Source organism: Helicobacter sp. 11S03491-1, assembly GCF_002272835.1.
Taxonomy (GTDB): Bacteria; Campylobacterota; Campylobacteria; order Campylobacterales; family Helicobacteraceae; genus Helicobacter_J.
Genome location: NZ_MLAO01000003.1, coordinates 170,414 through 195,643 on the forward strand (window position 1 = coordinate 170,414; position 25,230 = coordinate 195,643).

Here is a 25,230-nt window from a genome sequence, read left to right on the forward strand (position 1 = left end):
AAGTATATATGGATGTTTTAGATAGAGCCATCAATGGCGATAATTTGAGTGTTGAAGAATTATCAAGACTTTATGAATATGATATTTTTACATTAGGCAAATTTGCCGATGAAGTTCGAAGAAAAAAATATAATGACAAAGTTTTTTTCAATATGAACCGACATATCAACCCAAGCAATATTTGTGCAGATGTTTGTAAGTTTTGCGCATTTTCAGCCAGCAGGAAAAATCCCAACCCTTATGAAATGAGCATTGATGAAATTCTCTCTCAGGCAATTTCTTCTTATAAAAGGGGTGCAAAGGAAGTGCATATCGTAAGTGCCCATAATCCAAACTATACATACCAGTGGTTTTTAGATCTTTTTTCAGAAGTAAAAAAAGCACTCCCTCACATCCATCTCAAAGCAATGACAGCAGCTGAAGTAGATTATTTGGATAGAAAGTTTGGGATTGGTTATCAAAAAGTTCTTGAAGATATTGCAAAAGCAGGCGTAGATTCAATGCCCGGAGGAGGAGCAGAGATTTTTGATGAAAAAGTGAGGAAACATGTTTGTAATGGCAAGGTTAGCTCACAAAGATGGATAGAGATTCATAAATATTGGCATTCTTTAGGAAAAATGAGTAATTGCACAATGCTTTTTGGGCATATTGAAAATCGTCAAAACCGAATAGATCATATGTTGCGTATCAAAAATGCGCAACAAGATCTCAATATTGTTGAATCTAAAAAAGGAGGTTTCAATGCTTTTATACCTTTACTTTATCAAAGACAAAATAATTATCTCAAGGTAGAAGAGTTTCCTAGTGGGCAAGAAATTTTAAAAACTATCAGTATTGCCAGAATTATTTTAGATAATGTCCCTCATATCAAAGCTTATTGGGCAACATTAAGCATGAATCTTGCCTTGGTAGCCCAAGAGTTTGGGGCAGATGATATGGACGGGACTATTGAGGCTGAATCTATTCAATCTGCCGGAGGAGCAAAAAGCAAGTCCGGAATGGGTAGAGATGAAATGATTGCTCAAATTAAAAATGCAGGGTTTAGGGCTATTGAGAGAGATAGTCTTTATAATGAACTTCAAGAGTGGTAACTAAAATTTTAGAAAATCAGGCAACTTTATTGTAGCTTATGAGAAGTTTTTCTATAAAGTGTATGAAATTTCTAATAGCCTTGAGATAGGAAATGATGAGCAGTGTTTTTTATCTCAAAAAAGGGAGTTGTGTGAAAAATACACACAAAGAGATAAAGTAAAAATATTTCAATAGTTTTAAATATTTAAGCAATCAAAACCAAGTGGAATGCCTGATTTTGTTATTAACCAAATAAAATTTTCTAAAATATCTTATTTTAAGCCAAATCAAGTATAATAGCCGGTATTTTATAAAAGTATATAACATTTCAAGGTATTGGTCATTGCATCTTAATAAAAAATTATTCATTTTATTTTTATTCTTATTTCTAGGAATATCATTTCTTCAAGCCCAAAAAATTAACTCAATCCAATATGAGGGGCTTTTGTATATGTCTCCAATGCTTGCAGGAGAAGTTACAGGCATTCAAGAAGGCGATGAAATTGATCCTGCCACCATAGACAAAGCAATTCTTGCTCTTTATAATCAAGGGTATTTCAAAGATATTTATGCCACTTTTGATGAGGGGATTCTTACTTTTCATTTTACAGAAAAGCCACGTGTAGCCAGTATTGAAATTAAAGGTTATGGGACTGAGCAAGAAAAAGAAACTCTTTATACCCAAATGGGCATTAAAAAAGGCGATACATTTGATGAACAAAAGCTGGAAAAAGCTAAGAATGTCTTAAAAACTATTTTAGAGTATCAGGGGTATTATGGAACTGTGATTGAAACAAATATTGTCCCTGTAAGTTCAGACGGGGCTTACGCTATTACGCTAAATGTCAATCGTGGGGATAATATTATTATCAAAAAAGCTATCTATGATGGAAGAAAAAAACTCAAAGTTAGCGAAGTAGAATCTTTAAGCGCCAATAAGGGGCGTGATTTTATGGGTTGGATGTGGGGGCTCAATGATGGGAAATTACACTTAAATGATCTCGAATATGATAGCTTGAGAATTCAAGATGTTTATATGAGACATGGTTTTTTAGATGCAAATGTTTCCTCACCTTTTTTGAATGCGAATTTTTCTACTTATACAGCAGACCTTTATTACAAAATTATTGAGGGCACTCAATATACTGTCTCCGGCATAGAAATTAATATTGATGATGAGGTAGTGCCTATTTCTAAACTTCTCAAAGTAATCAAAGTCAAAAAAAATGAGATTTTTAATATTGAAAATTTACGCACAGATATCCAGATACTCAAAAGAGAAATTGCTGATAAGGGTTATGCTTTTGCTGTCATTAAGCCTGATCTTGATAAAAATGAGACAAGCGGAAAAGTTAAAGTTATTTATCATATCCAAGTAGGGCAAAAAGTTTATATTAATGATGTGCTTATTTCAGGTAATACCCGCACAAGTGATAGGATTGTCAGACGTGAAATTTTGCTTGCTCCCGGAGATCAATATAGTCTTAGCAAGGTTAATAGATCTGAAAATGCCCTAAGAAGATTGGGATTTTTTGATAATGTCAAAATTGAAGAAAGGCGTGTAAGTGCTGATTCAATGGACTTACTGGTAAGTGTGCAAGAAGGGAGGACAGGACAGCTTCAGTTTGGACTTGGATATGGGAGTTATGGAGGGTTGATGATTAATGGATCTGTGAGTGAGAGAAATTTATTTGGCACGGGTCAAAGCGGGAGTATTTATGCAAATATCTCTACAGGAACAGGACAAAGCTATAATGGCATCAGAAATAGCGGGCAGCAGTTTTCCGGGAATATTTCTCTTAGCAATCCCAGAATATTTGATAGCCGTTATAGCTCATCAGCAAATCTTTATGCAAACTATTATGTAAATTATCAATACGTAGAGCAATCAGGAGGGTTTGGCATCACTGCAGGGAGACTACTCACCAATACGCTTCGAGTAAGCTTAGGCTATGATATTAACATTACCAAAACTTTCAATTTTTCCTCTCCGCTTTATGAACGTTACTATGCCTCAAATAAACAAATAGTAGGAACATCTTCAACAGGTTTTGCCAGGGGTATTTGGAATAAAGATTATCATATTCCGATTGCAAGCTCTATTACACCAAGTATTAGTTTTGACAATACTGATGATTATTATTTTCCCAAAAATGGCATTATTGCTTCGGCTTACGCACAATTTAACGGCATTGGAGGAAATGTCAAAAATGCAAAACTTTATGCGAAATTTGCTGCTTATTATCATCTCAAAAAACTTATAGGGATCGACTTGATTGCCAGATACAAAGCACAAGGAGGTTATATTTTCCGTTATAACACGAATGATTTTTTAGCCATTAATAATACTTTTTATATGGGTGGGGTAACCACTATTAGAGGGTATCAAAGCGGTTCTATATCTCCTCGTGACAACTATGGTTTGTGGGTTGGGGGAGATGGGCTTTTTACTAATTCTGTTGAGCTTAGTTACGGGCTCTTAGAAGCGGCGAAAATGAGAATTTCAGCCTACTTTGATTACGGGTTTTTAACTTATAAAGGCTATACTCCAGGAATTGCAGAGTTTAAAGATTATGGCGTGCCCGGATCGGGAATAGAGCGTCTGGAATGGAAGGCAGCTACAGGGCTTGCTTTGGAATGGGTATCACCTATGGGTCCTATCGTTCTTGTATTTCCTATTCACGTTTTTAATAAAAAACCCGGAGATTATACTTCAAACTTTGAATTCACAATGGGAACAAGATTTTAAAGGATGAAAAATGAAACGAGTATCCAATGATGAAATACTTGATTTGATGAAAAATGCCTCACTCAAAGATTTGGGTGAAATGGCAAGCAAAGTAAAGCAAAATCTCCATCCGGATAAAATCACTACTTTTATTGTTGATAGAAATATTAATTATACCAATATTTGTTGGGTAGATTGCAAATTCTGCGCGTTTAAAAGACATTTCAATGAAGAAGGGCAATATCTTTTAAGTTTTGAAGAGATTGATAAAAAAATTGATGAGCTTGTTAGTATTGGAGGCACGCAAATTCTCTTTCAAGGCGGGGTGCATCCAAAGCTTAAAATTGAATATTATCAAGATTTGGTTTCCCATATCCATCAAAAGTACCCTGATATTACCGTGCATGGATTTTCGGCTATTGAGGTTAATTATATTGCCAAGGTTTCTAAACTTAGTATTCCTGAAGTTCTCAAAAAGCTTAAAAATGCAGGGTTGAGTTCTATACCCGGTGCAGGAGCAGAGATTTTAAGCGATCGCGTCAGAGATATTATTGCCCCTAAAAAATTAGATTCTGATGAGTGGATAGAAGTCCATAGACAAGCCCATAAACTGGATATCAAAAGCACAGCTACAATGATGTTTGGTAGTGTAGATAAAGACGAAGATGTAGTGGAACATTGGGATAGAGTGCGCAGACTTCAAGATGAGACCGGAGGGTTTAGGGCTTTTATTTTATGGAGTTTCCAACCTGATAATACACCTTTGCAAAAAGAAATGCCCAATATTAAAAAAGCCTCCAGTAATCGTTATTTAAGACTTTTGGCTTGCAGCAGGCTTTATTTGGATAATGTTGCTAATATTCAAAGTTCTTGGGTAACGCAAGGTTCGCATATCGGGCAGCTTGCATTGCTTTTTGGGGCTAATGACTTAGGGAGTACGATGATGGAAGAAAATGTTGTTTCAGCAGCAGGAGCAAGCCATTCAATGAATGAAGAAGAAATGATCAGGCTTATTAAAGATATTGGCGAATACCCGGCCAAAAGAAATACAGCTTATGAAATTCTTAAGAGGTATTAAATGAAAAATTTGATTATCGTGTTATTATTATTTCTAGGAGTGCAAATGATGAGTGCTAATACCCCAAAAGAGTCTATGAAATTCTATGAAATTAATGGTGTCAAGATCCCTGTGATTTATGAAGAATCCAACCTTTTGCCAACAAGTTTTGTTCAACTTGTCTTTATAGGTGGGGGGAGTATTCATGATGGAGATAAAGAAGGACTCTCCAGAATTGCTTCAAGTTTGCTTAATGAAGGCACCAAAGAACTCGGCGCGACAAAATTTTCAGAGCTTCTTGAGCAAAAAGCCATTAGTATCAGCGCTAATTCGGGACTTGAAACTCTTGATATTGAACTGAATTATCTCAAAGAAGAACAAGATAATGCCCTTAAATTCTTAGATGATCTTCTCAAATCCCCTAATATTACTGATAAGGCTTTAAAAAAAGTCCGGACCAAAACAACATCAAACCTTCTCAATAAAGAAAATGATTTTGATTATATTGCAGACATCGCTCTTAAGGCTTTGCTTTTCAAAAATACTCCTCTTGCTCAACCGGCATTGGGGAGTATTCAAAGCATACAAAATATCAAGCTTACAGATGTTAAAAAATATTTAGAACAAAATCTTGTTCTCTCAAGGCTTGTAATTGTAATGGGTGGAGACATGAACATAGATAAGACGCTTGCTTCGCTAAAATCTATTCTATCTCGCTTGCGTGTAGGAATAAAATCTCAAACACATCATTATGAAGCTAACTTTAAGCCACAAGAAAAAGTTGTTTATAAAGATACCCAACAAGCTTATATTTATTTTGGTTCTCCTTTTAAAATCCATAACCTTCAAACAGATATTTATAAGGCAAAAGTAATGGCTTTTATATTGGGCTCAAGTGGATTTGGTTCCAGATTAATGGAAGAGATTAGGGTCAAAAGAGGTTTGGCATATTCTGCTTATATGAGAATTATTACCAACAATATTGCCGGTTATACGAGTGGCTATCTACAAACGCAATTGGAAAATCAAAAAGAAAGCATAGAATTAGTCAAAAAAGTAGTTGATGATTTTGTGCAAAAAGGTGTTAGTCAAGCTGAGCTTGATGGGGCTAAAGATTTTCTTTTGGGTTCTGAGCCTCTTAGAAACGAAACTCTTTCTCAACGTCTTTATACAAAATTTTATAATTTTTATTTAGGCTTGGGGCTTGATTTTGATAAGAAACAATTAGAGCAAATCAAAAACCTTACTCTTGATGAGTTAAATGTTTATATCAAATCGCATACTGAGATCAAAGATATTTCTTTTGCTATTGTTACTAAAAAACCCAAAAAGGAATCAAAATGAGCAAGTTTGAAACTATTATCGGGCTTGAAGTTCATGTTCAGCTCAATACACAAACAAAAATATTTTGCTCTTGTCCTACAAGTTTTGGTGAAAATCCAAATATAAATGTTTGCCCTACTTGTCTGGGGTTGCCCGGAGCGCTTCCTGTACTCAATAGAGAAGTTCTTAAAAAAGCCATTCAATTTGGTAGTGCTATTCATGCTTGTATCAATCAAAGTTCAATTTTTGCCAGAAAAAATTATTTTTATCCCGATCTCCCAAAAGCCTATCAAATTTCTCAGTTTGAAATTCCTATTGTAGGCAAAGGAAGCATAGAGATTCTCGTCAATGGACAAAAACGAATCATAGGGGTTACACGTGCTCATATGGAAGAAGATGCGGGTAAAAATATTCATGAAGGAGAAATTTCTAAAGTCGATCTCAATCGTGCCTGCACCCCTTTGCTTGAAATTGTTTCTGAGCCGGATATGCGTAGTAGTGATGAGGCAATTGCTTACCTAAAAAAACTTCATTCTATTGTGCGTTTTATTGGTATCTCAGATGCCAATATGCAAGAAGGAAGTTTTCGTTGCGATGCTAATGTTTCTATCCGACCCCAAGGAGATCACAAACTTTATACCAGAGTAGAGATTAAGAATCTCAATAGTTTCAGGTTTATCCAAAAAGCTATTGAATATGAGGTACAACGCCAAAGAGAAGCTTGGGAAGATGGCAAATATAATGAAGAAGTTAGGCAAGAAACAAGGCTTTTTGACACAGAAAAAGGGATTACAAGGTCTATGCGCGGCAAAGAAGAGTCTGCAGATTATCGTTATTTTCCGGATCCTGATTTGTTGCCCGTATATATTGATGAAGAATTGTTCAAAGAAGGGAGAATCATCGCTGAGCTTCCTGATGAGAAAAAAGAACGTTATATTCAGGAGCTTGGCATTAAAGAAAGCGATGCTCTTGTATTGGTTGGTGATTTGGATATAGCAACCTATTTTGAAACTATGATTGCAGATGGGGCGAGCCCTAAGGGAAGTGTTGTGTGGCTAAGTGTTGAATTATTGGGGAGATTAAAAGGTGAAAATACCCTTCAAAATTGTGGTGTTTCACCCCATAGTTTAAGTATTTTGGTCAAACGTATTGATGAGGGAAAAATCAGCGGTAAGGGAGGCAAAGAAATTCTTGATGTCCTTGTAGAACAAAAAGGAGGTGATGTTGATGCCCTTATTGATTCGCTTGGTTTAACTCAAGTCAATGATGATGAAGCTATTTTAAAAACTATTCAAAGTGTTTTGAATGCCAATGCTCATAAGGTGAATGAATATAGAAATGGCAAGGATAAATTATTTGGATTTTTTGTAGGGCAAGTGATGAAGGCTTCAAAAGGAGCTAATCCAAATCGCGTCAATGAACTTCTAAAAGAAAAATTAGGTTTATGTTAGTTGCCAAATCAATTATATTTTTCTTGTTTGCTTGTATTTTTGAGGTTGGAGGGGGATATTTGGTATGGTTATGGTTTAAAGAAGATAAACCAATTTGGATAGGGGTTGTTGGGGGCATTTGTCTGTTTATTTATGGTGTGATAGCAACCCTTCAGGTTCAAGGATTTGGTAGGGTTTATGCAACTTATGGAGGATTTTTCATTGTATTTTCATTGCTATGGGCTTATATTTTTGATGGTTTTAAGCCTGATAGATACGATGTGATTGGTGCTATAATTACTTTATTTGGAGTATGTGTGATTATGTATGCCCCACGTCATACATAAAAATCTTATAACCCTTTTATGAATCCATCCAGAAGATTTTTTATTTTTTCTTGGTCTTTTGGAGGGGCATATTTTTTAATGAGATCACTTGCATTTTTTCCTATTTGTTTTTGGATAAGATTGCTTGCATCAATTACAATTTTGGGCGTATTCAAATCCCCATTTAGAATCAAATAAATATAATCTTTATTGAGAGATAGTTTCATCTTTGAGTTGATTTCATGTTTTGATAAATTAACTTTCATGTATTGTGAATCTATATTGATGGAACGATTTTGAAGATTGAATTTTGAATCAAGTGTTTTTTGGTCTATTTCAGAAGAAAATGTAGCTGTATCAAAAACCTGCTTACTCAAGTCAAATCCACTATATTTCTTAATAGTGTCTGTGAGTTTATTGGGCATAATTTTGCTATTTTTAAGGAATGCAGAAATCTTCCCTTTTTCTATAAAGAGATCATAATCCAGGTTTCCATCTACAAGAGCATCAAAAACGCCGGTAATTTCAAAAAGATCAAGAATTTTATAGGCACTGATTTGATCAAAATCAATATGTAATTTTTGTTGGTTGATATTGCCTTTAATATTCCCTCCCAAAGACGAAGAAACGAAATTAGCAAAAAAATGATTGGGATAGTATTTAAAATCACCCTCTAAATTAAGCACTCCTTTAAGTTGCATGTTTGTAATGAGTTTAAGTTTTTTTAATTCAGGGATAGAGATTGCATAATTTCCATCTAAAAGAGGTTTATAGATATCCAAATTTGCTTTTTTAATAGCTATTTTTCCCAGAGGAGAGTGAAGTTCAAAATTAATCTTCCCAATACCTTTTTGCAAGGCTAAATTTATTCGAGTATCAAAAATGGTATTTGGTATGTTAATGTTGAAATCATTTTTGATAGAAATTTGGTTTGTTTTGGCTTTAAGATCGCCTAAGGCATTGAATGAAAAATCTTTATTAAAATCATATGCTTCACCCTTAAAATTTCCATTTCCATCTATGTATGGGGGTTGGTAAAGCATCCACAAAAATTTAGTGGTTGCAATATTTTTGATATCAAAATCAATTTTTTGAAGATGAAAATTTTCTAAATTGATACTGTATTCACTTGTAGAATTAGCAATATCGCTATTGCCATGAATGATGAGTAAATTTTTATCTCCTTGTATAAGGCCATTTGTTGCAACCTCTCCTCTAATGGGTATTTTGAACAAAATGCCCAAAGGCGATATATCTGAAAATTTAAACCGGTATTGGTTGTTTATTTTCCATGTAGGGATTTCTAAAGTTCCATTAGTAGCGATGTTGCCTATGTTGGAAGTAAGGCTAAAATAGTTTTTGACTATTTTATCTTTGAGATGAGCTTGCAAATCAAGCAAAAAATTTGTTTTGGGGATAGTTGTTTTAAAATCTTTTTGTATCAGGGATTGGTTGAGATACCCTTGAGTAATTTGTGTAGAAAAATCTCCATCAAAACCATTGATTTGATTGGCTTTGAAATTTGCATGTAGTTTTAGAATACCATTAATATAGGGTTTTTTTCCTAAAATCATTAAGATTTCTTGAATGTGCAAATCTTTAATTTCAGCTTGTATTGCATTTACATTGAATTTTTTTATTCTAGTTTGTATATGAGTTTGGGATTGCCCTATATTACTTGATGTATGGATAAGAAAATCTTGAATTTTTCCTTCAAAGGTGGAATTGATCGAGGCTGTTTGTTTTATTTGTTCTGAGGAGGATAAATTTGGAGTTTTGATATTAAAAGCGCCTTTGATATTTTGAGAAAAAAGTGAAAAGTTTGATTGAAGGTAGGCTTGAATATTATTTTTTGTTTCAAAAGAAGCATTTAGGCTAGTGGGACGCAAGGAAAAATCTTGCAATTGCACATAAAATGGCAAATATTTATTAAGTTGTGTTTGCACAAGAGGCTTCAAAAGATAATTGCCCCATTGCGTAAATAAAACTATATAAGCAACTATGAAGATGATGGCAAGAATCCCCAATAACCAAAGCATAATTTTTTTCACCTTCTTCTCCTTTAAGTAAAATATTTTTACTTATTTGAAAATACATTCATTATTTGGCAATATTTTATCAATGTATTTATCAAGTATATATTTATAATTGAGGCATTTTCAACTTTCGCTTAAAAGCGCTGACAATAACTAAGATAATTGTAAAAGCCACAAAGTAATATAGAAATATAGGGATAGGCAAGGGATCTCCTGCAGCATAACTATGCATCCCTGATAAATAATAATTCACACCAAAATAAGTCATCAAAATTGAGTAAAAACCTATTACGCTCGCGCTTGCAAAAATATAAGGCATAAAAGCAAAGCCCATAAATCGCAAATGCAAAATAATCGCATAAACACCAATAGAAATTAATGCCCAAGTTTCTTTAGGATCCCATCCCCAATAACGCCCCCATGACTCATTTGCCCATACCCCTCCTAGAAAATTCCCAACAGTTAGCATCAATAAACCAAAAATCATACTCATTTCGTTAATGGCGCTTAAAGAAAGAATAGTTTGATCAATATTGGGGTGTTTTGGACTTCTTAGAATAAACATAACTAACGTAATGATTCCTAAAATAAAACATAAACCCAAGAACCCATAACTTGCTGTAATAACAGAAACATGGATATTAAGCCAATAAGATTTTAGTACAGGCACAAGATTGCCAATTTGAGGATCCATAAAACCCAGATGAGCTACAAAAAGTCCAATGCCTGCTAAAAAGCTTGATGCACACAAAGCGAGATTAGATTTTCTAAAAAATACCACCCCTGCTATGCCTGCAGCCCATGAAATATAAAGCATAGATTCATAGGCATTACTCCAAGGAGAATGTCCACTTACATACCAACGTAAAATAAGCCCTGCTGTATGGGCTATCACACATAATGTCATAAGGCTATAAATCCCTCTAACAAGCCATTTATTTATGGGTTTATCTCTTAAAATACCGGTAATAACAGCTATAAACAATAAAAGTCCCAATAAAATATAAGGCAATGTAAGTTTGTCAAAAAAATTGGCATGATTAAGAAAAATCTCTGAAGTAACTTTTGACTTTGGAAGGTATAAATCCTTGCCATACAATTGTTGGTATTTGGCTACTATATCTAGAGCTTCATCAGCTTGTTTCCATTGATTGTGGGCAATTCCATTATCAAATCCGGAAAAAATATCACTCAAAATAATCTGAATTTCTTTAGCTCTTTGTGGAGAAGATTTTTCTAATGCCTCTAGCGGGGCATACCAAGTATGAGATTTTTCATCCGGGAATATTCTTAAAATTTGTCCGCTAAAGACCATAAAAACAAGATTTAATCGTTCATCAACATTTAACACATCTTTATCAAAAGTCCCTCTTTCATTAGGTTTTTTGCGATTGGCTTCTTCAATATAGTTTTGTAATTTATACCCATCAGGACCAAAAGCATCTGCAAATGCAATTCGTTTTTGATTTTCACCCACTCCCAGAATTTTTCTAAGTTTTGGCGTTGCGGTATAGATAATTTTAATATCTTTCCAATCATTTGGATAAAGCATCATCCCCAAAAAGACTTGATTATTACTCAATCCTTCAAAGCCATCTTCTTTAGTGATTTTGTGGATAATATTCATTGCTACTGTATCGACCGGTTTTATTCGCCCGCCAAAATCTTGGAGTTGAAGTTGGGCAAATTTTTTAGTATGGTGGGCTGCGTTTTTTCTAAGATTTTGTAGTCTTTGGATGATCTCTTCTTGTGGAGTAGAAGATTCTGTGTCGTTAGCTTGGGGTTTGGTAGCTTGAGGCATTATTTGTGTGCTTGCAGGTCCATGAGTATCAATTTTTTCTGTTTTGGCATGAGCAATATTGCTACTTCCAAGCCCAAGCGCAATAACAAAGGCTAATGAAGCAATTTTTTGTGCTTTTAGAAATCTTGAGAGTTTTTTGAATCTTCCTTTATGTGCAAATAATAGCCAAATAGCCCCCAGTATCAACATAGCATAGCCAATATAGGTTGGAATTTTTCCGGGATCTTTATTGACAGATAAAATAGTCCCTTCTTCATCGGTGTCATATGAAGATTGAAAAAATCTATAGCCATCATAATCAAGAACGTGATTCATATAAATTCTATAAGGCATGATCGTGTTTCCTTGTGCATCTAAAACTTCAACTTCAGATGCATATGAAGAAGGACTCATTGAGCCGGGGTAGCGTTGCAAATCAAATTTATTAAGCTTCAAGCTAAAGGGAAGCTTGACTTTTTTTATACCCCAATTGATAAAAATCTTTGTCCCTTCAAAATTCATTCCAACATCTCTACTCTCAATACCTGGTCCCCCGATAATATTATATGTGCGAGGAATGCCTTCATAACCGGCTTCTAAAACCAAAAAAGAAGTATTGTCATTTTTGTTGAGATTTTTTTTATAAACTTCAATGGAATGTAATTTTAAGGGTTTATCAAAAATCATGATTGTTTTTTTGAGTTGATGGTGAGAAAACGGAGAAATTGTGCTTGGAAAAGATAGTTTTTGTGTTTTGCCCTCAGGAGAAATAGCGCTAATGTTAATAAAGCTATCAGTTGTGGTTACCAAGGAGTTTGTTTGTCCTTCACGAATATGCATAGTCCCTTCAAAACCAAAGAATCTTGTTACCCCGGCACCAAAAATAATTACTATAAGTGAAATATGAAATAAAACGCTGGCATATTTTTTTCTCTGCCATGCCTTTGAAACAATTAAAGTGCCTATCAAAACAATCATTAAATAAATATGAATCCCATCAAACCACCATGTGTTATATACCATTGCTCTAGCTGCAGGGGTGCCAAAGTCATTTTCGATAAAAGTTGCGGCTGCACAGGCGATAGCATATAAGCCAAGCAAAGGAATAGCTGCCCAAAATGAGCAGAAAAATAATTTAAATATTTTCATCTTCATCCTTATGAATGAGATGCATTCATTACGTATTCTTGTAAGAGTTGGTTGAGTTGTTTTTGGTCTTTTGCTTTTTTCCATTCTCCATTATTTATAAATTCAAGTATTTTTATAAATTGTTTTGCGCGCACATAACCGGGAAATTCTAAAATGGTTTTTCCATCTGCATCTGAAAAAACAATAGTAGGAGTTGGACGAATATCATACATCTGAGAAAGTTGCGAAGTAGAGACCTTGATTTCTTTGGGATCAGCTTTTGTGCCGACTTTAAAATCATGAATTTTTGAATAACTCATGTTGATATAATAAGCACTGAAATGATCTTTGATGTAATTTTTGAGTTCAGGAGTATCTTTGATGTCTTTTTTAAGCATTTCACAATAAGGACAACCATTAGCTCCAAATACCATCATCATATATTTCCCATTAGGAGTGATTGTCTTTGTATCGCTAAAAACATCTTCAAGCCCTGCGTAACTTTTTTTGTCCAGGTTATCATTTTCTTGTTGTGCTTCTTGGGATACATTTGCACCTGTAGAGATTATGCTTGAATCAATTTTATCTTCACTTTTTCCTTTACAACCGGAAACTCCTAATCCCAGAATTGCTAATGCAATACATAAGCTTAAACCTAAAATTATCTTCCTCATTATTTTATCCTTTCTTTTGATTGACAAATTCTACAATCATTTTTGCAAATTTATCAGAATCGTTTAGACATGGGCATACAATATAGTCTTTAATGCCTCTTTGGGTAGCTAATTTTTTATATTGAATACAAAGTTCATATTTTGTTTCTGAGTTATCAATGCTGAAAGTAAGGGGATAAATGATAACTCCTTGAGTTGTGCAATTTCGTACAATTTCTTCGGTGCTTGGACCAATCCATTTTGCAGGACCAACTTTAGATTGATAAGACAAAATAATCTTCCCAAAATTAAGATTATTTTTTTGGATAATATCTTTAAGAATCTCAACATTCCTTTCACATTCTTTTTGATAAGTATCCCCCTTATCTATCACGCTTTGAGGAAGTCCGTGAGCAGAAAATATGAGTGTAAATTCCGCGGGGTTTTTTGTTTTCATGTGATGGGAAATATCACAAATAATAGCCTTATTAAAAGATATGCTGTCATAAAATCTATCTATTACTTTGATAACAGGTTTGTAATCCAAAATTTTAAGCCGGCGATGTACTTCAGCAAGAGAAGAAAATGAAGTTGTTGTTGAATATTGCGGATACATACTAAATAATATGATTGAATCAATCTTTTGTTTTTGAAAATCTTCCAAAACTGCTTGTGTATAAGGGGGAGCATATCTCATCGCATAAGAATAGACTCTTGTATTATCAATAGATTGGAGTTTTTGAGTAAGCGAAAAAGTAATTTCTGTTATAGGGGATTTACCCCCGATTGCTGTGTAAATACTTTTAGATTTTTCTGATCGTTTGCTGACAATGATGTTGGCTATTATTTTTCTAAAAAAATTATTTTTTATTGGCAGAATGCAAGGATCATTAAACATATTTGTTAAAAATTTATCGACCTCATAAAGATTGCTTGGACCGCCCATATTCAATAGCAATACAGCCTCTTTGGACATTATGTTTGATCCTTTCTTATAGTTGTGAATTTGGGTATAATAATCAAATAAAGTTAATAGTATTAGAATATGCAAACAGCTATAAACACAGGGAGTTTTTATGCAAGAATTTGATATGGTTACAAAAGCTTTTAATGATTCAGTATTTTTCCATTCATTTTTTATGTATTTTATGCCTATTCCATTTCTTATTAATCTCTATACCCTCTTTAATCAAAAAGATTATGTAAAAATTAATCATAAAATTTGGTTTGTAATGCCTGTTATATTTTTTCTCATCAGTGTTGGTGTATTTAGTGGAATATTTATAATGGCGATGAGGGGATTTTTGTTTTATTGGAATGTTGTTTTTATGATAGTTGTTACAGTTGTCATCTTCGCAGGAGAGATTTTGCGAATCAAAAAGTTTAAATTAGCCAAAACAAAAGAAGAATTTATGATTGCTTATATACGATTTTGCAAAGTGCTTTATAGTATTGATTTTGTTTTGTGTTTAGTCGTAATCTTTGTTAGATAAAAATGCAATTTGTTTATCATGCTGATGCGGGTGTAAAAATTTTAAAAATTCAAGGAGACTTATATACACATATTTATCAGTCCAGGCGGACAAAATTTGAGAAAAATCTTTATCTCAGAAATCTTAAAGATGATAAAATTTATACTTATGAGCATATTTTTATTTCTCGGAGTAAATCAGAGCTTCAATTATGCCAACAATCTCTCAACCCTGTTATACCCAAAAGGCATATTCATTTGATTTGGGCAATTATTGATAATAAAAATATTGAAAAAACTCTCCCTTATCTCAATCAAATAGGAGTAGAGAAAATCACCTTTTTTTATGCTAATCGCAGTCAAAAGAATGAAAAAATTTCTCCGGATAGACTCAATAAAATTTTAATCCATTCTTGTGAGCAGTGTGGGCGAAGCACTTTGATGGAACTCGAAATTCTCTCTAATACAAAAGAAGCACTCAGGCTTTATCCAAAATCTTGTATATTTGATTTTGAGGGCAAAGACATTTATGCGTCTATTCCTTGTTTTGAAAATGGTGTGTTTATAGGTCCTGAGGGTGGGTTTGATGAAGTTGAAAAAAAGTTATTCAAAGATCATATTTGTTATGCAACCCAACAAGTTTTCACGCTTAAAAGTGAATGTGCAGCGTTATTTCTTGCAAGTATTGCTCCTTAGAAACAATCAATATTTAAGGTATAAGGATTGTTTTTGTAATCATAGTTGTCAAACATAAAAAGAAGGTGTTGTGTTTGATTGACTTTTATTTTAGTGCGAAATAAATGAGTAAAAACCTTTTGTGGATACATGGCATTTTTTATGCGCGCAAGCCAATTTTTGTTTTTGACTCCAGATACATTGATACTGACAAGACATTTATTGATAGTTGCCTTGCCAATATTTTGGACATCTACATCGACCAAAAAAGCATCTGCATACACTAAGGGAGAGACTTTATGATAAGAGATGTGGATTTTATAAATTTTTTCTTGCATCAGGTATTGGAGCACAAAAGGCGGAGAAATCAATGTCAAAAAAGATAACAAAAATAAAAAGTTAGATAAAATTTTTTTTGGATAAAACCATAAGCCTAAAGTAAAAATTATTAAAAAAACAATAAATATTCCAAGAAATAGACCTAATTCAAGATAACCCAATCGATGAAAAACCATTAAAAATGAATTTTTTATTTCTTGCATGACGGATCTCTATTATTTTTTTCTACAATGCCACTTAACCCTAACCTTCTTTTGAGTTCTGTTTTGATGAGATCAGGATGAATATTTTTGTAACTTAAACCCACAAGGACATGATAAATCAAATCAGCACATTCATAAATAATCTGCTCTTTGTTATTGTCTTTTAACTCAAAGGTAAGTTCCCCTGCTTCTTCAATAATTTTTTTACAAATACCATTATCTCCTTTATTGTACAACAAGGCTGTGTAGGATTCTTCCGGAGGTTGGTTTTTGCGTTCTTGAAGTGTATGGTAGAGAATATCAATGATGCTATATTTTTCATTGATATTTTGTATTTCACCTATATTGTCAAATTTTGCATTCTCTAAATCTATTTTTTGAAAAAAACAACTATCTCTGCCTGTATGGCAAACAACCCCACTCTGTATGACTTTTAACAATAATGTATCATTATCACAATCTAAAAACATCTCCATTATTTTTTGTGTATGCCCACTTTCTTCACCCTTTTTCCAAATGCGTTCTTTTGTCCGTGAGAAATAATGCGCAAAGCCTGTTTGTAAAGTAAGCCGGAGCGCTGTTTGGTTCATGAAACCCAGCATTAACAGGGCATTGGTTTGAAAGCATTGCACTATTACGGGGATTAAAGGAGATTTTTCCCAATCTAATCTTTCAATAATCCCTTGTATTTGTTCTTGTGTCATTATTTTCCGGTAGTGGCTGTATTTTTTTGCTTACTTTTGGAATCTACCCAGATATTTGGCACAGCTCCTCCCGGTGTGAGAAAAATTTGAGCATCTTTATTTTCTTTGAGTGCTTCATTGAATTTACCTTGTGTTTCTATCTGTTTTAATTGTAGCAATTTATCACTTAAACTTTGAGCGATGCTTTTATTGGCTTGGGATTTTGCTTTTGCTTCAATGATAATTGCATCAGCGACCCCTTGAGCACGGATACGATTGGCATCTGCTTCGCCTTTGGCTAGAGCTGCTGCTTTTTGAGCTTCTTGCTTGGATCTATCTACTTCATATCTGACGCGCTCAGATTCTTGTCTGGCAATTTGGACTTTTTCGATTTGTTCTTTGATGTTTTGAGGCAATACGATTTCTCTAAGTTGCACAGAGCTTAGCTCTACAGGAGAATTTGGAAATTTTGTTATTTCTTTGCTAATATCAGAGCTAATAAGTGAGGCAATTTCATTCCGTTTTGTTGGCAATTCTTCTGCAGGATAACGACCTACAACACTTCGCACCACATCACGTACCACAGGGTTGATAATTTTTTGTTCCCAACTTAATCCGTAAGTGGCAATGGTTTGAGGGGCAGTTTGTGGGTTGAGGCGGTATTGGACGGTAAGCTCAATAGATACAGTTAAACCTCTGGAATCCATCACATTAATGGCATCGTTTCTAAAAATTCCTTGATTTTTCCCTACCACACCCATGTCTTCAGTTCTAGAAAAATTAATGGTTCTTACGCGTGTATCTACGATGATAATATCTTGGATAATAGGTACAAAAAAGTGAATACCCGGTTGGAGTGGTGTGGTATCATATTTACCTGCAGTTACTTTAATCCCTACTTCTCCGGAATTGATAACTACAAATGGTTTTGCAAGCAAGATAATCAATACAATGATAATAATAGCAATTAAACCGGTAATTTTTTTGTTTGTTAAAAGATTTTGAGGAATATTTGGAGGTCTAAAACCTCCATTTTTACTCGGGTTAGGTTTATCATTTTTGTCATTTTTTTTGGGACTTTCATCATTATTTCTTTGCTCATTTTTTCTTTTTAAATGTTCGTTTAAATCAATAGGCATAATTCTCCTTTTATTTAGTGAATATAAGTTAGATAATGGCTATATTTAGGATTTTTCCCCATTACAATATCAAAAAATTCCTTCTGAAGTTTTTGTGTGATAGGTCCTGTGCGTCCTGATCCGATTATTCTAAAATCTAATTCTTTTACGGGTGTAATTTCTGCTGCAGTACCTGTAAAAAACGCTTCATCTGCAATATAAACCTCATCACGAGTCATTCGTCTTTGGATAACTTCAATGCCTATATCTTTGGCAATTTCAATTACAGTGGCTTGGGTAATGGATTCAAGAGAGTTATCATAAGGAGGTGTGATTAATGTATTGTTTCTAACAATAAAAAAACATTCCCCACTTCCTTCTGCAACAAATCCATTATCATCAAGCAATAATGCTTCTTCACAACCGCAATTCAAAGCCTCATGCTTTGCCATTTGTGAGTTGAGGTAGTTAGCGGCAATTTTTGCTTTGCCCATCATTGATTTGACAGAATTCCTTGCAAAAGAGCTTGTTTTGACTTTAATGCCATTAGCTATCCCATCTTCTCCCAGATAAGCTCCCCATTCCCAAGCTGCAATTGCAACATTTACAGGGGCTTGCGCATGATTGACCCCCATAGCTCCATACCCCAGATAGATAATAGGACGGATATAGACATTCCCCTCATAAGTATTTGCTTTGAGAAGTTCTATGTGTGCATCTTCGATTTCTTTTTGGGTATAAGGCGATTCAATGGCCACGATTTTGGCAGATTGCAACAGCCTTCTTGTATGATCTTTTAAGCGAAAAATTGCTAATCCTTTTTCTGTTTTGTATGCTCTTGTTCCCTCAAAAGCAGCATTTCCATAATGAAGTGTATGGGTGAGGACATGCGTGGTTGCCTCTTTCCATGGTATCAATTTACCATCTTTCCAGATGTATTGAGCTTCCTTAATCATTGTAATTCTCCAATTTTAATTTTGTATTTTAGCAAAGCAAGTTTAATCATATTTTATCTGCCTGTTTGCCTTCTCCCTTGTTTCCCATTTTGTCTCCCGCCGGAGGATCCGGAATCAGAGTGAGAAAAAGACTTTGATTTTGTTGTTTTGTTTGAAGGTTTGTAACTTTTGTTATTTCTGGAAGAAGAAAATCTTCTTTTATCTGATTTGTTTCTATCTCCTCCTTTTTGATCCTCTATTTTTAGAATTTCTTGTTTGCTTAGCCCAATTTTATTTCCTTTTAGGTGTATAGCCAGAAGTTTTAGAGACAATTGGGATAATTCAATTTTGTCTTTCAACCCTTCATAAATACTCACTACCTCATCACTTACTTTTGCTTTTAAAATGTTTTCTAATATTTTATTCCCATCTGTATCTATGGCAGGGATTTCATAAAGTTCAAGTTTAGATCCAATATCTTTTTGGATTCTTTTGAGTTCTTTGTATTCCAGAGGGGTTACGAGTGTGATTGCCACTCCTTTTTTGCCTGCTCTCCCTGTTCTTCCAATTCGATGGACATAACTTTCCGGATTTAGAGGAATATGATAGTTAAATACATGACTTACATCGCTAATATCCAGTCCTCTGCTTGCTACATCTGTGGCTACAAGAATATCTGCTTTGTTCGCTTTAAAGGCATTGACGGCATCTCTTCTTTCTCTTTGTTCCATGTCTCCATGAAGAGCTATAGATTTGTATCCTTTAGCACTCAAAATTGTATTGAGTTCATCAGCTTCTTTTTTGGTACGTGTGAAAATGATGCTTTTTGAGGGGGATTGGGTATCTAATAAACGCGTGATGGCATCATTTCTTTCTGTGTCATTGATGACATAAAATCGTTGTGAAATATCTACATTCGTCATGTTAGTAGGTGTAATTTTGATATTAATAGGATTTTGCAAAATTTTGTCTGCTAATACACGAATTTGTTCGGGCATCGTAGCAGAAAAAAGAAGTATCTGGGCATTGCTGGGCAAATAACCAAAAATTTCTTCAATATCATCTAAAAATCCCATATCAAGCATTTCATCACTTTCATCAAGAACTACAATTTTGGGGACAAAGTTTTCGATTCGATTATTCTTGAGGTGATCAAGGAGTCTCCCGGGAGTGGCAATCATTACTTGAGGCATTTTTTGAATAAATTCACATTGTTTTTTAATACTTTGCCCTCCATAGACGCATACAGTTTTTGTTTTGGCAAATTTTCCTAACTTGAAAATTTCATCACTAATTTGCATCGCAAGTTCTCTTGTAGGCGTGATAACCAAAGCTTCTATTGTTCTGTCATTTTTGAGCATATGGATAATTGGCAAGGCAAAAGCAGCCGTTTTTCCTGTCCCTGTTTGGGCTTGGGCAATAACATCTCTACCCTTTAAAACAGCAGGAATAGCGCTTGCTTGTATGGGACTGGGAGTTGTAAAACCTGCTTCAACAACGCCTTTTAATACTTGTGATTTTAACCCAAGTTGTTCAAAACTGCATTCTTCTTGGATAGGTTGATTGTCTAAAATTTCTTTTGGCATTTTCGCTCTTTCATTTATTTAAATTGCAAAAAGCCAAAAATCTCTCAATTAGACTTTTTGCTTTTGTATTATAACTAGAGTATTTGATTTTAATCTGAATGAGAGGTAATTTGATGCAAATTTGCCTATATTTTTGTGTAATTGGTTTGTTTTTTGAAATAACCTAAAAAATTCTATTGAGTTTTTATTTATTTTTTTGTGCTTTACTACATATAAAGTTTATAAATAAAGGCAATCCATGTTCGATGATTCTCTGATTGAGTTTTTTTCTTCAGCGCCTATAAGCGCTTCTTTATTGGCGGGGATTTTAACTTTTTTGAGTCCTTGTATCTTGCCTCTTATCCCTGCGTATATGTCTTATATCTCAGGTATTTCTCTAGAAGATCTTAAATCAGGACAGGCAAATAGAACCTCAGTATTTATTAAATCTATTTTATTTATTTTAGGATTTGGGATTATCTTTATCCTTTTGGGCGCTTCTATGGCACGCCTTATCCACAATTATTTGATAGGAGATTGGCTTAATTATGTGGCTGGAGGGGTGATTATTATTTTTGGACTTCATTTTTTAGGGATTTTTAGAATCAGTTTTTTATACAAAAGTAAAAAAAGCAATTTCGAACTCAAAGTAAGTAAAAACAAATTCCTTAGTTTTCTCTCCCCTTTTGTTTTGGGTATAAGTTTTGCATTAGGTTGGACACCTTGTGTAGGTCCTATTTTTACAAGCATTGTTATGCTTTCCGGTACACAAGAAGGCTATGGATTGGGGTTGATGGTAGTTTATACGCTCGGACTTGGCATCCCTTTTCTAGCCGTAGCTTTAATGCTCAATCAAGCCTTAGGGCTTTTGAATAAAATGAAAAAATACACACGTATCATTGAGATTATTTCCGGGTTGTTGTTGATTGGGATTGGGGTGATTATTTTAAGTGGTTCTATGAGGGATTTGAGTGAGATTTTGTTGCAGAAACTTGGAGGTATGTGATGAAGTGGGGTTTGGTAGTTCTTTTAGGCACGGTTTTATGGGCAGAACAATCACCTAAATTGTCTGTGGAATCTTGTGATGATCAATCTTCTTCACATTCTTTATTAAAAAGTAATTTTTTAAATGATACCGGATTGGTAGGAAAATCTTGTGATGGTCATGCTTTAGAGGAAGAATCATCTCAAGGGCTCAATGAAGATGAAACCCTCAATAACTTCAAGGCTTTTCTAAATTCTCCTAAAATAGACTCCCATTCTTCTTCAGAATAATTTTCTAAAAATTAAAGATTATAATTTATAGAAGTTTTTAGAAGGACTTTGCTACAATATACTTAGATAACTTAACCCCATCACATGAGGTATGTAAGGACAATAGATGTTGTTAAAAAATGGGTTTATTTGTGATTATGTCCAAAATAAAAAAGCAGATATTCGCATACAAGAAGGCAAAATTATAGAAATTTCTCCCCAACTTTATGCTAAAAATGATGAAGAACAAATAAATTGTGAGGGTAAATATATTATACCGGCTCTTATTGATTTGAATGTCTATCCCAAGAGTAAAACGCTTTCCCAAAAAACTCTTACTTCTTTGTCTAAAAAATCTCTTAAAGGGGGGGTTGGGACGGTGCTTATTCTGCCTGATACTATTCCTGCTTGCGAAGATGAGGCAATTATTGAGTTGATCAAAAGTATTGATGCACTTACAGAAATTACACTTATTCCAAGTATTAAACCCACTGACTCTATGCAAAAAATCAATAATATCGCAATTTTATGTGCTCAAGGAGGTAGGGCAATTTATATAAATAGCGCTATTGATGGAAATAATCTTTTTAGAATCACTCAATATGCTTTAATGTTGCAAATACCCATTATTTGTTTTGCCCAAGATATAGATCTTGGAAATGGCGTTATTAACGAAGGAAAGCTAGCTTCTATTTTAGGATTGCCAAGTATTTCTCCATTATCTCAAACCAAAGAAATTGCTAAAATTTCAGAAACAGCAAGATATACTCATACTAAAGTGCTGTTTAGCTCTGTTACAGAACCTGAGGCTTTTGAAATTATAGATTACTTTAGGTCTAAAAAAGCAAACATTCTTATCCAAACTCCTATTCATCATCTTATCCTCGATGAAAATGCCTGTAATCATTACAATACAAAAGCAAAATTAAACCCTCCTCTAAAAGATTTTGATACCCAAAAAAAACTTTTAAATGCACTCAAAAAAGGACAAATTGATATGCTTACAAGTCTCCAATGTGCAGATTATAATTCTCAAAAAGATCAGGTTTTTGAGCTTGCAAGTTTCGGGATTGATGCTATTAGCTATTATTTTGCCCTTGCTTATACCTATTTGATTAAAACTAATGTTTTGACTCTGGAGAATTTTTTAAAAATCGCCTCAAAAAATCAATCTGATTTTCTCTCTCTTAACAAAGGAGAAATTAGTTTAGGAAAAGATGCTGATTTGATGATTGTGGATTTGAACGCTCACACTCAAGTAACAGATAGTTTTTCTCCGTATTATCAGCAAACATTACTTTCAAAGATAGAATCTGTCATTCTTAATGGAAGGCTGTGTAAGTGATGGATAGAATAACGATTTATTTTGAAAGTATTTTGCCTTTGTTAGAAGATATCTCTATGGTATTGTTAAAGGCTATTGTAATTCTTGTCATAGGGTTTTATATAGCGAAGTTCGCACGAAAAAAAATTAATAAAATTATTGGCAAAAAAGATGAGATTTTAGGAAATTTTATTTCACAAGCTATTTTTATCAGCATTTTGATTGTTGCCGGGGTTACTATGCTTGGAAATATTGGGATTCAAACTACTTCTATACTTACTGTGTTAGGCACAGCAGGAGTGGCTATTGCTTTAGCGCTTAGGGATTCTTTATCAAGTATTGCCGGGGGGATTATCTTGATTGTTTTGAGACCATTCAAAAAAAATGACACTATTGAGCTTGGTTCTATTGTCGGTAATGTTGAATCTATCAATTTATTCAATACGATGATACGTATGCCTGATGATAAACTTGCTGTATTGCCAAACCGAAATGTTGTGAATGCCAATATTATTAATTGCACCGATAGCGAAAAACGTCGGATTGAATGGGTATTTGGAGTCAAATATAATAGCGATATTCAAAAAATTCGTTTTATTATAAAAGATGTGATTAGTAAAATGGACAAAATAGATACAAATATTGCTCCATTTGTAGGAGTTACAGACTTTGGATCAAATTCTTTAAATTTCACTATTAGGGTATGGGCGAAACTTCAAGATAATATTTTTACACTCCGTAGTGAGTTGATAGAAAATATTAAAATAGCCCTTGATAAGGAACACATAGAAATACCTCCACAAAAACTCGATATCACAATCTTGAATCAAACTAAAGAAGTTTCATGAAGCCACATATTCAATTAATTGGAGCTAGCAAGGTGTTTGTTTGTGATGAGGAGTTTGGCATTATTGATAATGGCGGGGTTGCTTTTGAGAGTGGGGGGAATCAAAATTGTATTGTTGCGCTGGGAGACTATGAAGAGCTCAAGGTAAAATACACAGATGCAACTTTTTATTCAGATAGTGTAATTTTACCCGGATTTGTCAATTCCCATATTCATTTTGAATTTGGTAATAATATTTCAAGTTTTGTATATGGGGGATTTGACAAATGGCTTCAAAGTGTTATGGCAAAGCGTGATAACGTCTTGTTGGATATACAAGATTGTGTTACATCAGGTATTCAAGAACAACTTCGCAGTGGAGTAACAAGTGTAGGGGCGATCAGTAGTTATGGTCATGATCTTACATTGTTAGCACAATCTCCTCTTAGGGTTACATATTTCAATGAAGTTATCGGCAGCACGCCTTCCGGCATAGATTTTTTGTATTCTGATTTCTTAGCCAGATACCATGCTTCCAGACAATTGCAATCATACCGTTTTAGCCCTGCAATTGCTATACATTCCCCTTATTCTGTCCATAGTGTGTTAGCAAAAAAAGTTTTAGAACTTGCCAGAAAAGATCGCGTGCTTACATCAACACATTTTTTGGAATCTCATTTTGAACGTCAATGGCTCCAAGAAGCCAAGGGTTGGTTTGGGAATTTTTATAAAAAGGTTTTAAATATCACTTCCCCACAACCTTTTTATAGCATTGAAGAATTTATAAATCTTTTTGAAGGACTGGATACTTTGTTTGTTCATTGTCTTTTTGCATCACAAAAAGAATTCGCACAAATTGGCAAAAATGGTAGTATTGTCTCATGCCCACGATCTAATCGTTTATTAAACAATACTTATTTAGACTTATCTGTGTTGCAATCTCAAGGAATTTCACCTATTTTTGCTACAGATGGTAAGAGTTCTAATAACAACCTTAATATGCTTGAAGAGCTTAGAAGCGCTTTGTTTGGATATGAAAAATTAGATTTGGAAGATTTAAGCAAAACTCTTATTTTGGGGGCTAGTGCTAATGCTGCAAAAGCATTAAGGCTTAATAATGGGATTCTTAAAAATGGAAAGTGGGCAGATATTGCAGTATTTCAATGTCCTCAAATCGCTCAAAGTTCTCAAGCTCCCCTTCAATTCTTGCTTCAATCCGGAGAAGTTACAACTCTCTATATCAATGGTAGTGCAGTAATAAAAGATAATCATCTTTATTCTTAATAATATCATTATTTTAAAATA

22 protein-coding genes are annotated in these 25,230 nt (G+C 34.0%); 13 read left to right on the plus strand and 9 right to left on the minus strand.

Translation table 11 applies throughout. From position 1 onward, the window contains the following. Window positions 1–8: 8 nt before the first annotated feature. From mqnE to BKH45_RS03060, 6 genes are all read left to right on the plus strand, one after another. A complete protein-coding gene (gene mqnE, locus BKH45_RS03035) occupies window positions 9–1,091 on the plus strand; it encodes an aminofutalosine synthase MqnE (RefSeq protein ID WP_095273998.1) in 1,083 nt (360 codons plus the stop codon). Between the two features lie 347 nt (window positions 1,092–1,438). Further along, on the plus strand, window positions 1,439–3,820 hold the full coding sequence (bamA, locus tag BKH45_RS03040; protein ID WP_257874489.1) for an outer membrane protein assembly factor BamA: 2,382 nt from the start codon (window positions 1,439–1,441) through the stop codon (window positions 3,818–3,820). A gap of 10 nt (window positions 3,821–3,830) precedes the next feature. Beyond that, a complete protein-coding gene (locus BKH45_RS03045; protein ID WP_095273999.1) occupies window positions 3,831–4,877 on the plus strand; it encodes a dehypoxanthine futalosine cyclase in 1,047 nt (348 codons plus the stop codon). Further along, window positions 4,878–6,200, plus strand: coding sequence for a pitrilysin family protein (locus tag BKH45_RS03050; protein ID WP_095274000.1), 1,323 nt, complete (start codon window positions 4,878–4,880; stop codon window positions 6,198–6,200). Beyond that, window positions 6,197–7,630, plus strand: coding sequence for an Asp-tRNA(Asn)/Glu-tRNA(Gln) amidotransferase subunit GatB (gene gatB, locus BKH45_RS03055; protein ID WP_095274001.1), 1,434 nt, complete (start codon window positions 6,197–6,199; stop codon window positions 7,628–7,630). The genes BKH45_RS03050 and gatB overlap by 4 nt, the downstream gene beginning before the upstream one ends. Beyond that, a complete protein-coding gene (locus BKH45_RS03060) occupies window positions 7,624–7,956 on the plus strand; it encodes a YnfA family protein (protein ID WP_095274002.1) in 333 nt (110 codons plus the stop codon). Before gatB ends, BKH45_RS03060 begins: the two co-directional genes overlap by 7 nt. 5 nt (window positions 7,957–7,961) lie before the next feature. Here the strand turns inward: BKH45_RS03060 and BKH45_RS03065 are convergent, their stop codons facing one another. The 4 genes from BKH45_RS03065 to hemH all read right to left on the minus strand — a co-directional run bounded on the left by BKH45_RS03065 (window position 7,962) and on the right by hemH (window position 14,508). Continuing rightward, window positions 7,962–9,986 carry a hypothetical protein gene (locus BKH45_RS03065; RefSeq protein ID WP_095274003.1) on the minus strand — a complete coding sequence of 675 codons (2,025 nt, stop codon included), beginning with the start codon at window positions 9,984–9,986 and terminating at the stop codon, window positions 7,962–7,964. A gap of 91 nt (window positions 9,987–10,077) precedes the next feature. Beyond that, window positions 10,078–12,906 (minus strand): cytochrome c biogenesis protein CcsA, encoded by a 2,829-nt coding sequence (ccsA, locus tag BKH45_RS03070; RefSeq protein ID WP_095274004.1) that lies wholly within the window; start codon window positions 12,904–12,906, stop codon window positions 10,078–10,080. A gap of 2 nt (window positions 12,907–12,908) precedes the next feature. Continuing rightward, window positions 12,909–13,553, minus strand: a complete 645-nt coding sequence (locus BKH45_RS03075) for a thioredoxin fold domain-containing protein (protein ID WP_095274005.1) — start codon at window positions 13,551–13,553, stop codon at window positions 12,909–12,911. A 4-nt stretch (window positions 13,554–13,557) separates the two neighbouring features. Continuing rightward, the gene (hemH, locus tag BKH45_RS03080; RefSeq protein ID WP_095274006.1) at window positions 13,558–14,508 is read right to left on the minus strand and encodes a ferrochelatase; all 951 of its coding nucleotides are present in this window, start codon (window positions 14,506–14,508) and stop codon (window positions 13,558–13,560) included. Between the two features lie 100 nt (window positions 14,509–14,608). Here hemH and BKH45_RS03085 point away from each other — a divergent pair, with 100 nt between their 5' ends. After that, a complete protein-coding gene (locus BKH45_RS03085) occupies window positions 14,609–15,025 on the plus strand; it encodes a hypothetical protein (protein ID WP_095274007.1) in 417 nt (138 codons plus the stop codon). A 2-nt stretch (window positions 15,026–15,027) separates the two neighbouring features. Beyond that, window positions 15,028–15,699, plus strand: coding sequence for a 16S rRNA (uracil(1498)-N(3))-methyltransferase (locus tag BKH45_RS03090; protein ID WP_095274008.1), 672 nt, complete (start codon window positions 15,028–15,030; stop codon window positions 15,697–15,699). Here BKH45_RS03090 and BKH45_RS03095 read toward each other — a convergent pair. The 5 genes from BKH45_RS03095 to BKH45_RS03115 are packed head-to-tail and all read right to left on the minus strand — an operon-like array spanning window position 15,696 to window position 20,542. Continuing rightward, entirely contained in the window at window positions 15,696–16,220 is a 525-nt protein-coding gene (locus tag BKH45_RS03095; protein WP_095274009.1) for a DUF2393 family protein, read from the minus strand. The two genes, BKH45_RS03090 and BKH45_RS03095, sit on opposite strands and share 4 nt — an antisense overlap. Next, window positions 16,208–16,924 carry a bifunctional phosphoribosyl-AMP cyclohydrolase/phosphoribosyl-ATP diphosphatase HisIE gene (hisIE, locus tag BKH45_RS03100; RefSeq protein WP_095274010.1) on the minus strand — a complete coding sequence of 239 codons (717 nt, stop codon included), beginning with the start codon at window positions 16,922–16,924 and terminating at the stop codon, window positions 16,208–16,210. Before hisIE ends, BKH45_RS03095 begins: the two co-directional genes overlap by 13 nt. Continuing rightward, on the minus strand, window positions 16,924–18,042 hold the full coding sequence (locus tag BKH45_RS03105) for a prohibitin family protein (RefSeq protein WP_095274011.1): 1,119 nt from the start codon (window positions 18,040–18,042) through the stop codon (window positions 16,924–16,926). Before BKH45_RS03105 ends, hisIE begins: the two co-directional genes overlap by 1 nt. Before the next feature lie 14 nt (window positions 18,043–18,056). Beyond that, entirely contained in the window at window positions 18,057–18,974 is a 918-nt protein-coding gene (locus BKH45_RS03110; RefSeq protein WP_095274044.1) for a branched-chain amino acid transaminase, read from the minus strand. A 56-nt stretch (window positions 18,975–19,030) separates the two neighbouring features. Further along, entirely contained in the window at window positions 19,031–20,542 is a 1,512-nt protein-coding gene (locus BKH45_RS03115; protein ID WP_095274012.1) for a DEAD/DEAH box helicase, read from the minus strand. A 238-nt stretch (window positions 20,543–20,780) separates the two neighbouring features. Here BKH45_RS03115 and BKH45_RS03120 point away from each other — a divergent pair, with 238 nt between their 5' ends. The 5 genes from BKH45_RS03120 to BKH45_RS03140 all read left to right on the plus strand — a co-directional run bounded on the left by BKH45_RS03120 (window position 20,781) and on the right by BKH45_RS03140 (window position 25,209). After that, the gene (locus BKH45_RS03120; RefSeq protein ID WP_095274013.1) at window positions 20,781–21,527 is read left to right on the plus strand and encodes a cytochrome c biogenesis protein CcdA; all 747 of its coding nucleotides are present in this window, start codon (window positions 20,781–20,783) and stop codon (window positions 21,525–21,527) included. Beyond that, a complete protein-coding gene (locus BKH45_RS03125) occupies window positions 21,527–21,796 on the plus strand; it encodes a hypothetical protein (protein WP_095274014.1) in 270 nt (89 codons plus the stop codon). The genes BKH45_RS03120 and BKH45_RS03125 overlap by 1 nt, the downstream gene beginning before the upstream one ends. Window positions 21,797–21,902: 106 nt before the next feature. Then, a complete protein-coding gene (locus BKH45_RS03130) occupies window positions 21,903–23,120 on the plus strand; it encodes an amidohydrolase family protein (RefSeq protein WP_095274015.1) in 1,218 nt (405 codons plus the stop codon). Then, a complete protein-coding gene (locus BKH45_RS03135) occupies window positions 23,120–23,947 on the plus strand; it encodes a mechanosensitive ion channel family protein (protein WP_095274016.1) in 828 nt (275 codons plus the stop codon). The genes BKH45_RS03130 and BKH45_RS03135 overlap by 1 nt, the downstream gene beginning before the upstream one ends. Continuing rightward, window positions 23,944–25,209, plus strand: coding sequence for an aminofutalosine deaminase family hydrolase (locus tag BKH45_RS03140; protein ID WP_095274017.1), 1,266 nt, complete (start codon window positions 23,944–23,946; stop codon window positions 25,207–25,209). The genes BKH45_RS03135 and BKH45_RS03140 overlap by 4 nt, the downstream gene beginning before the upstream one ends. Window positions 25,210–25,230: the final 21 nt, after the last annotated feature.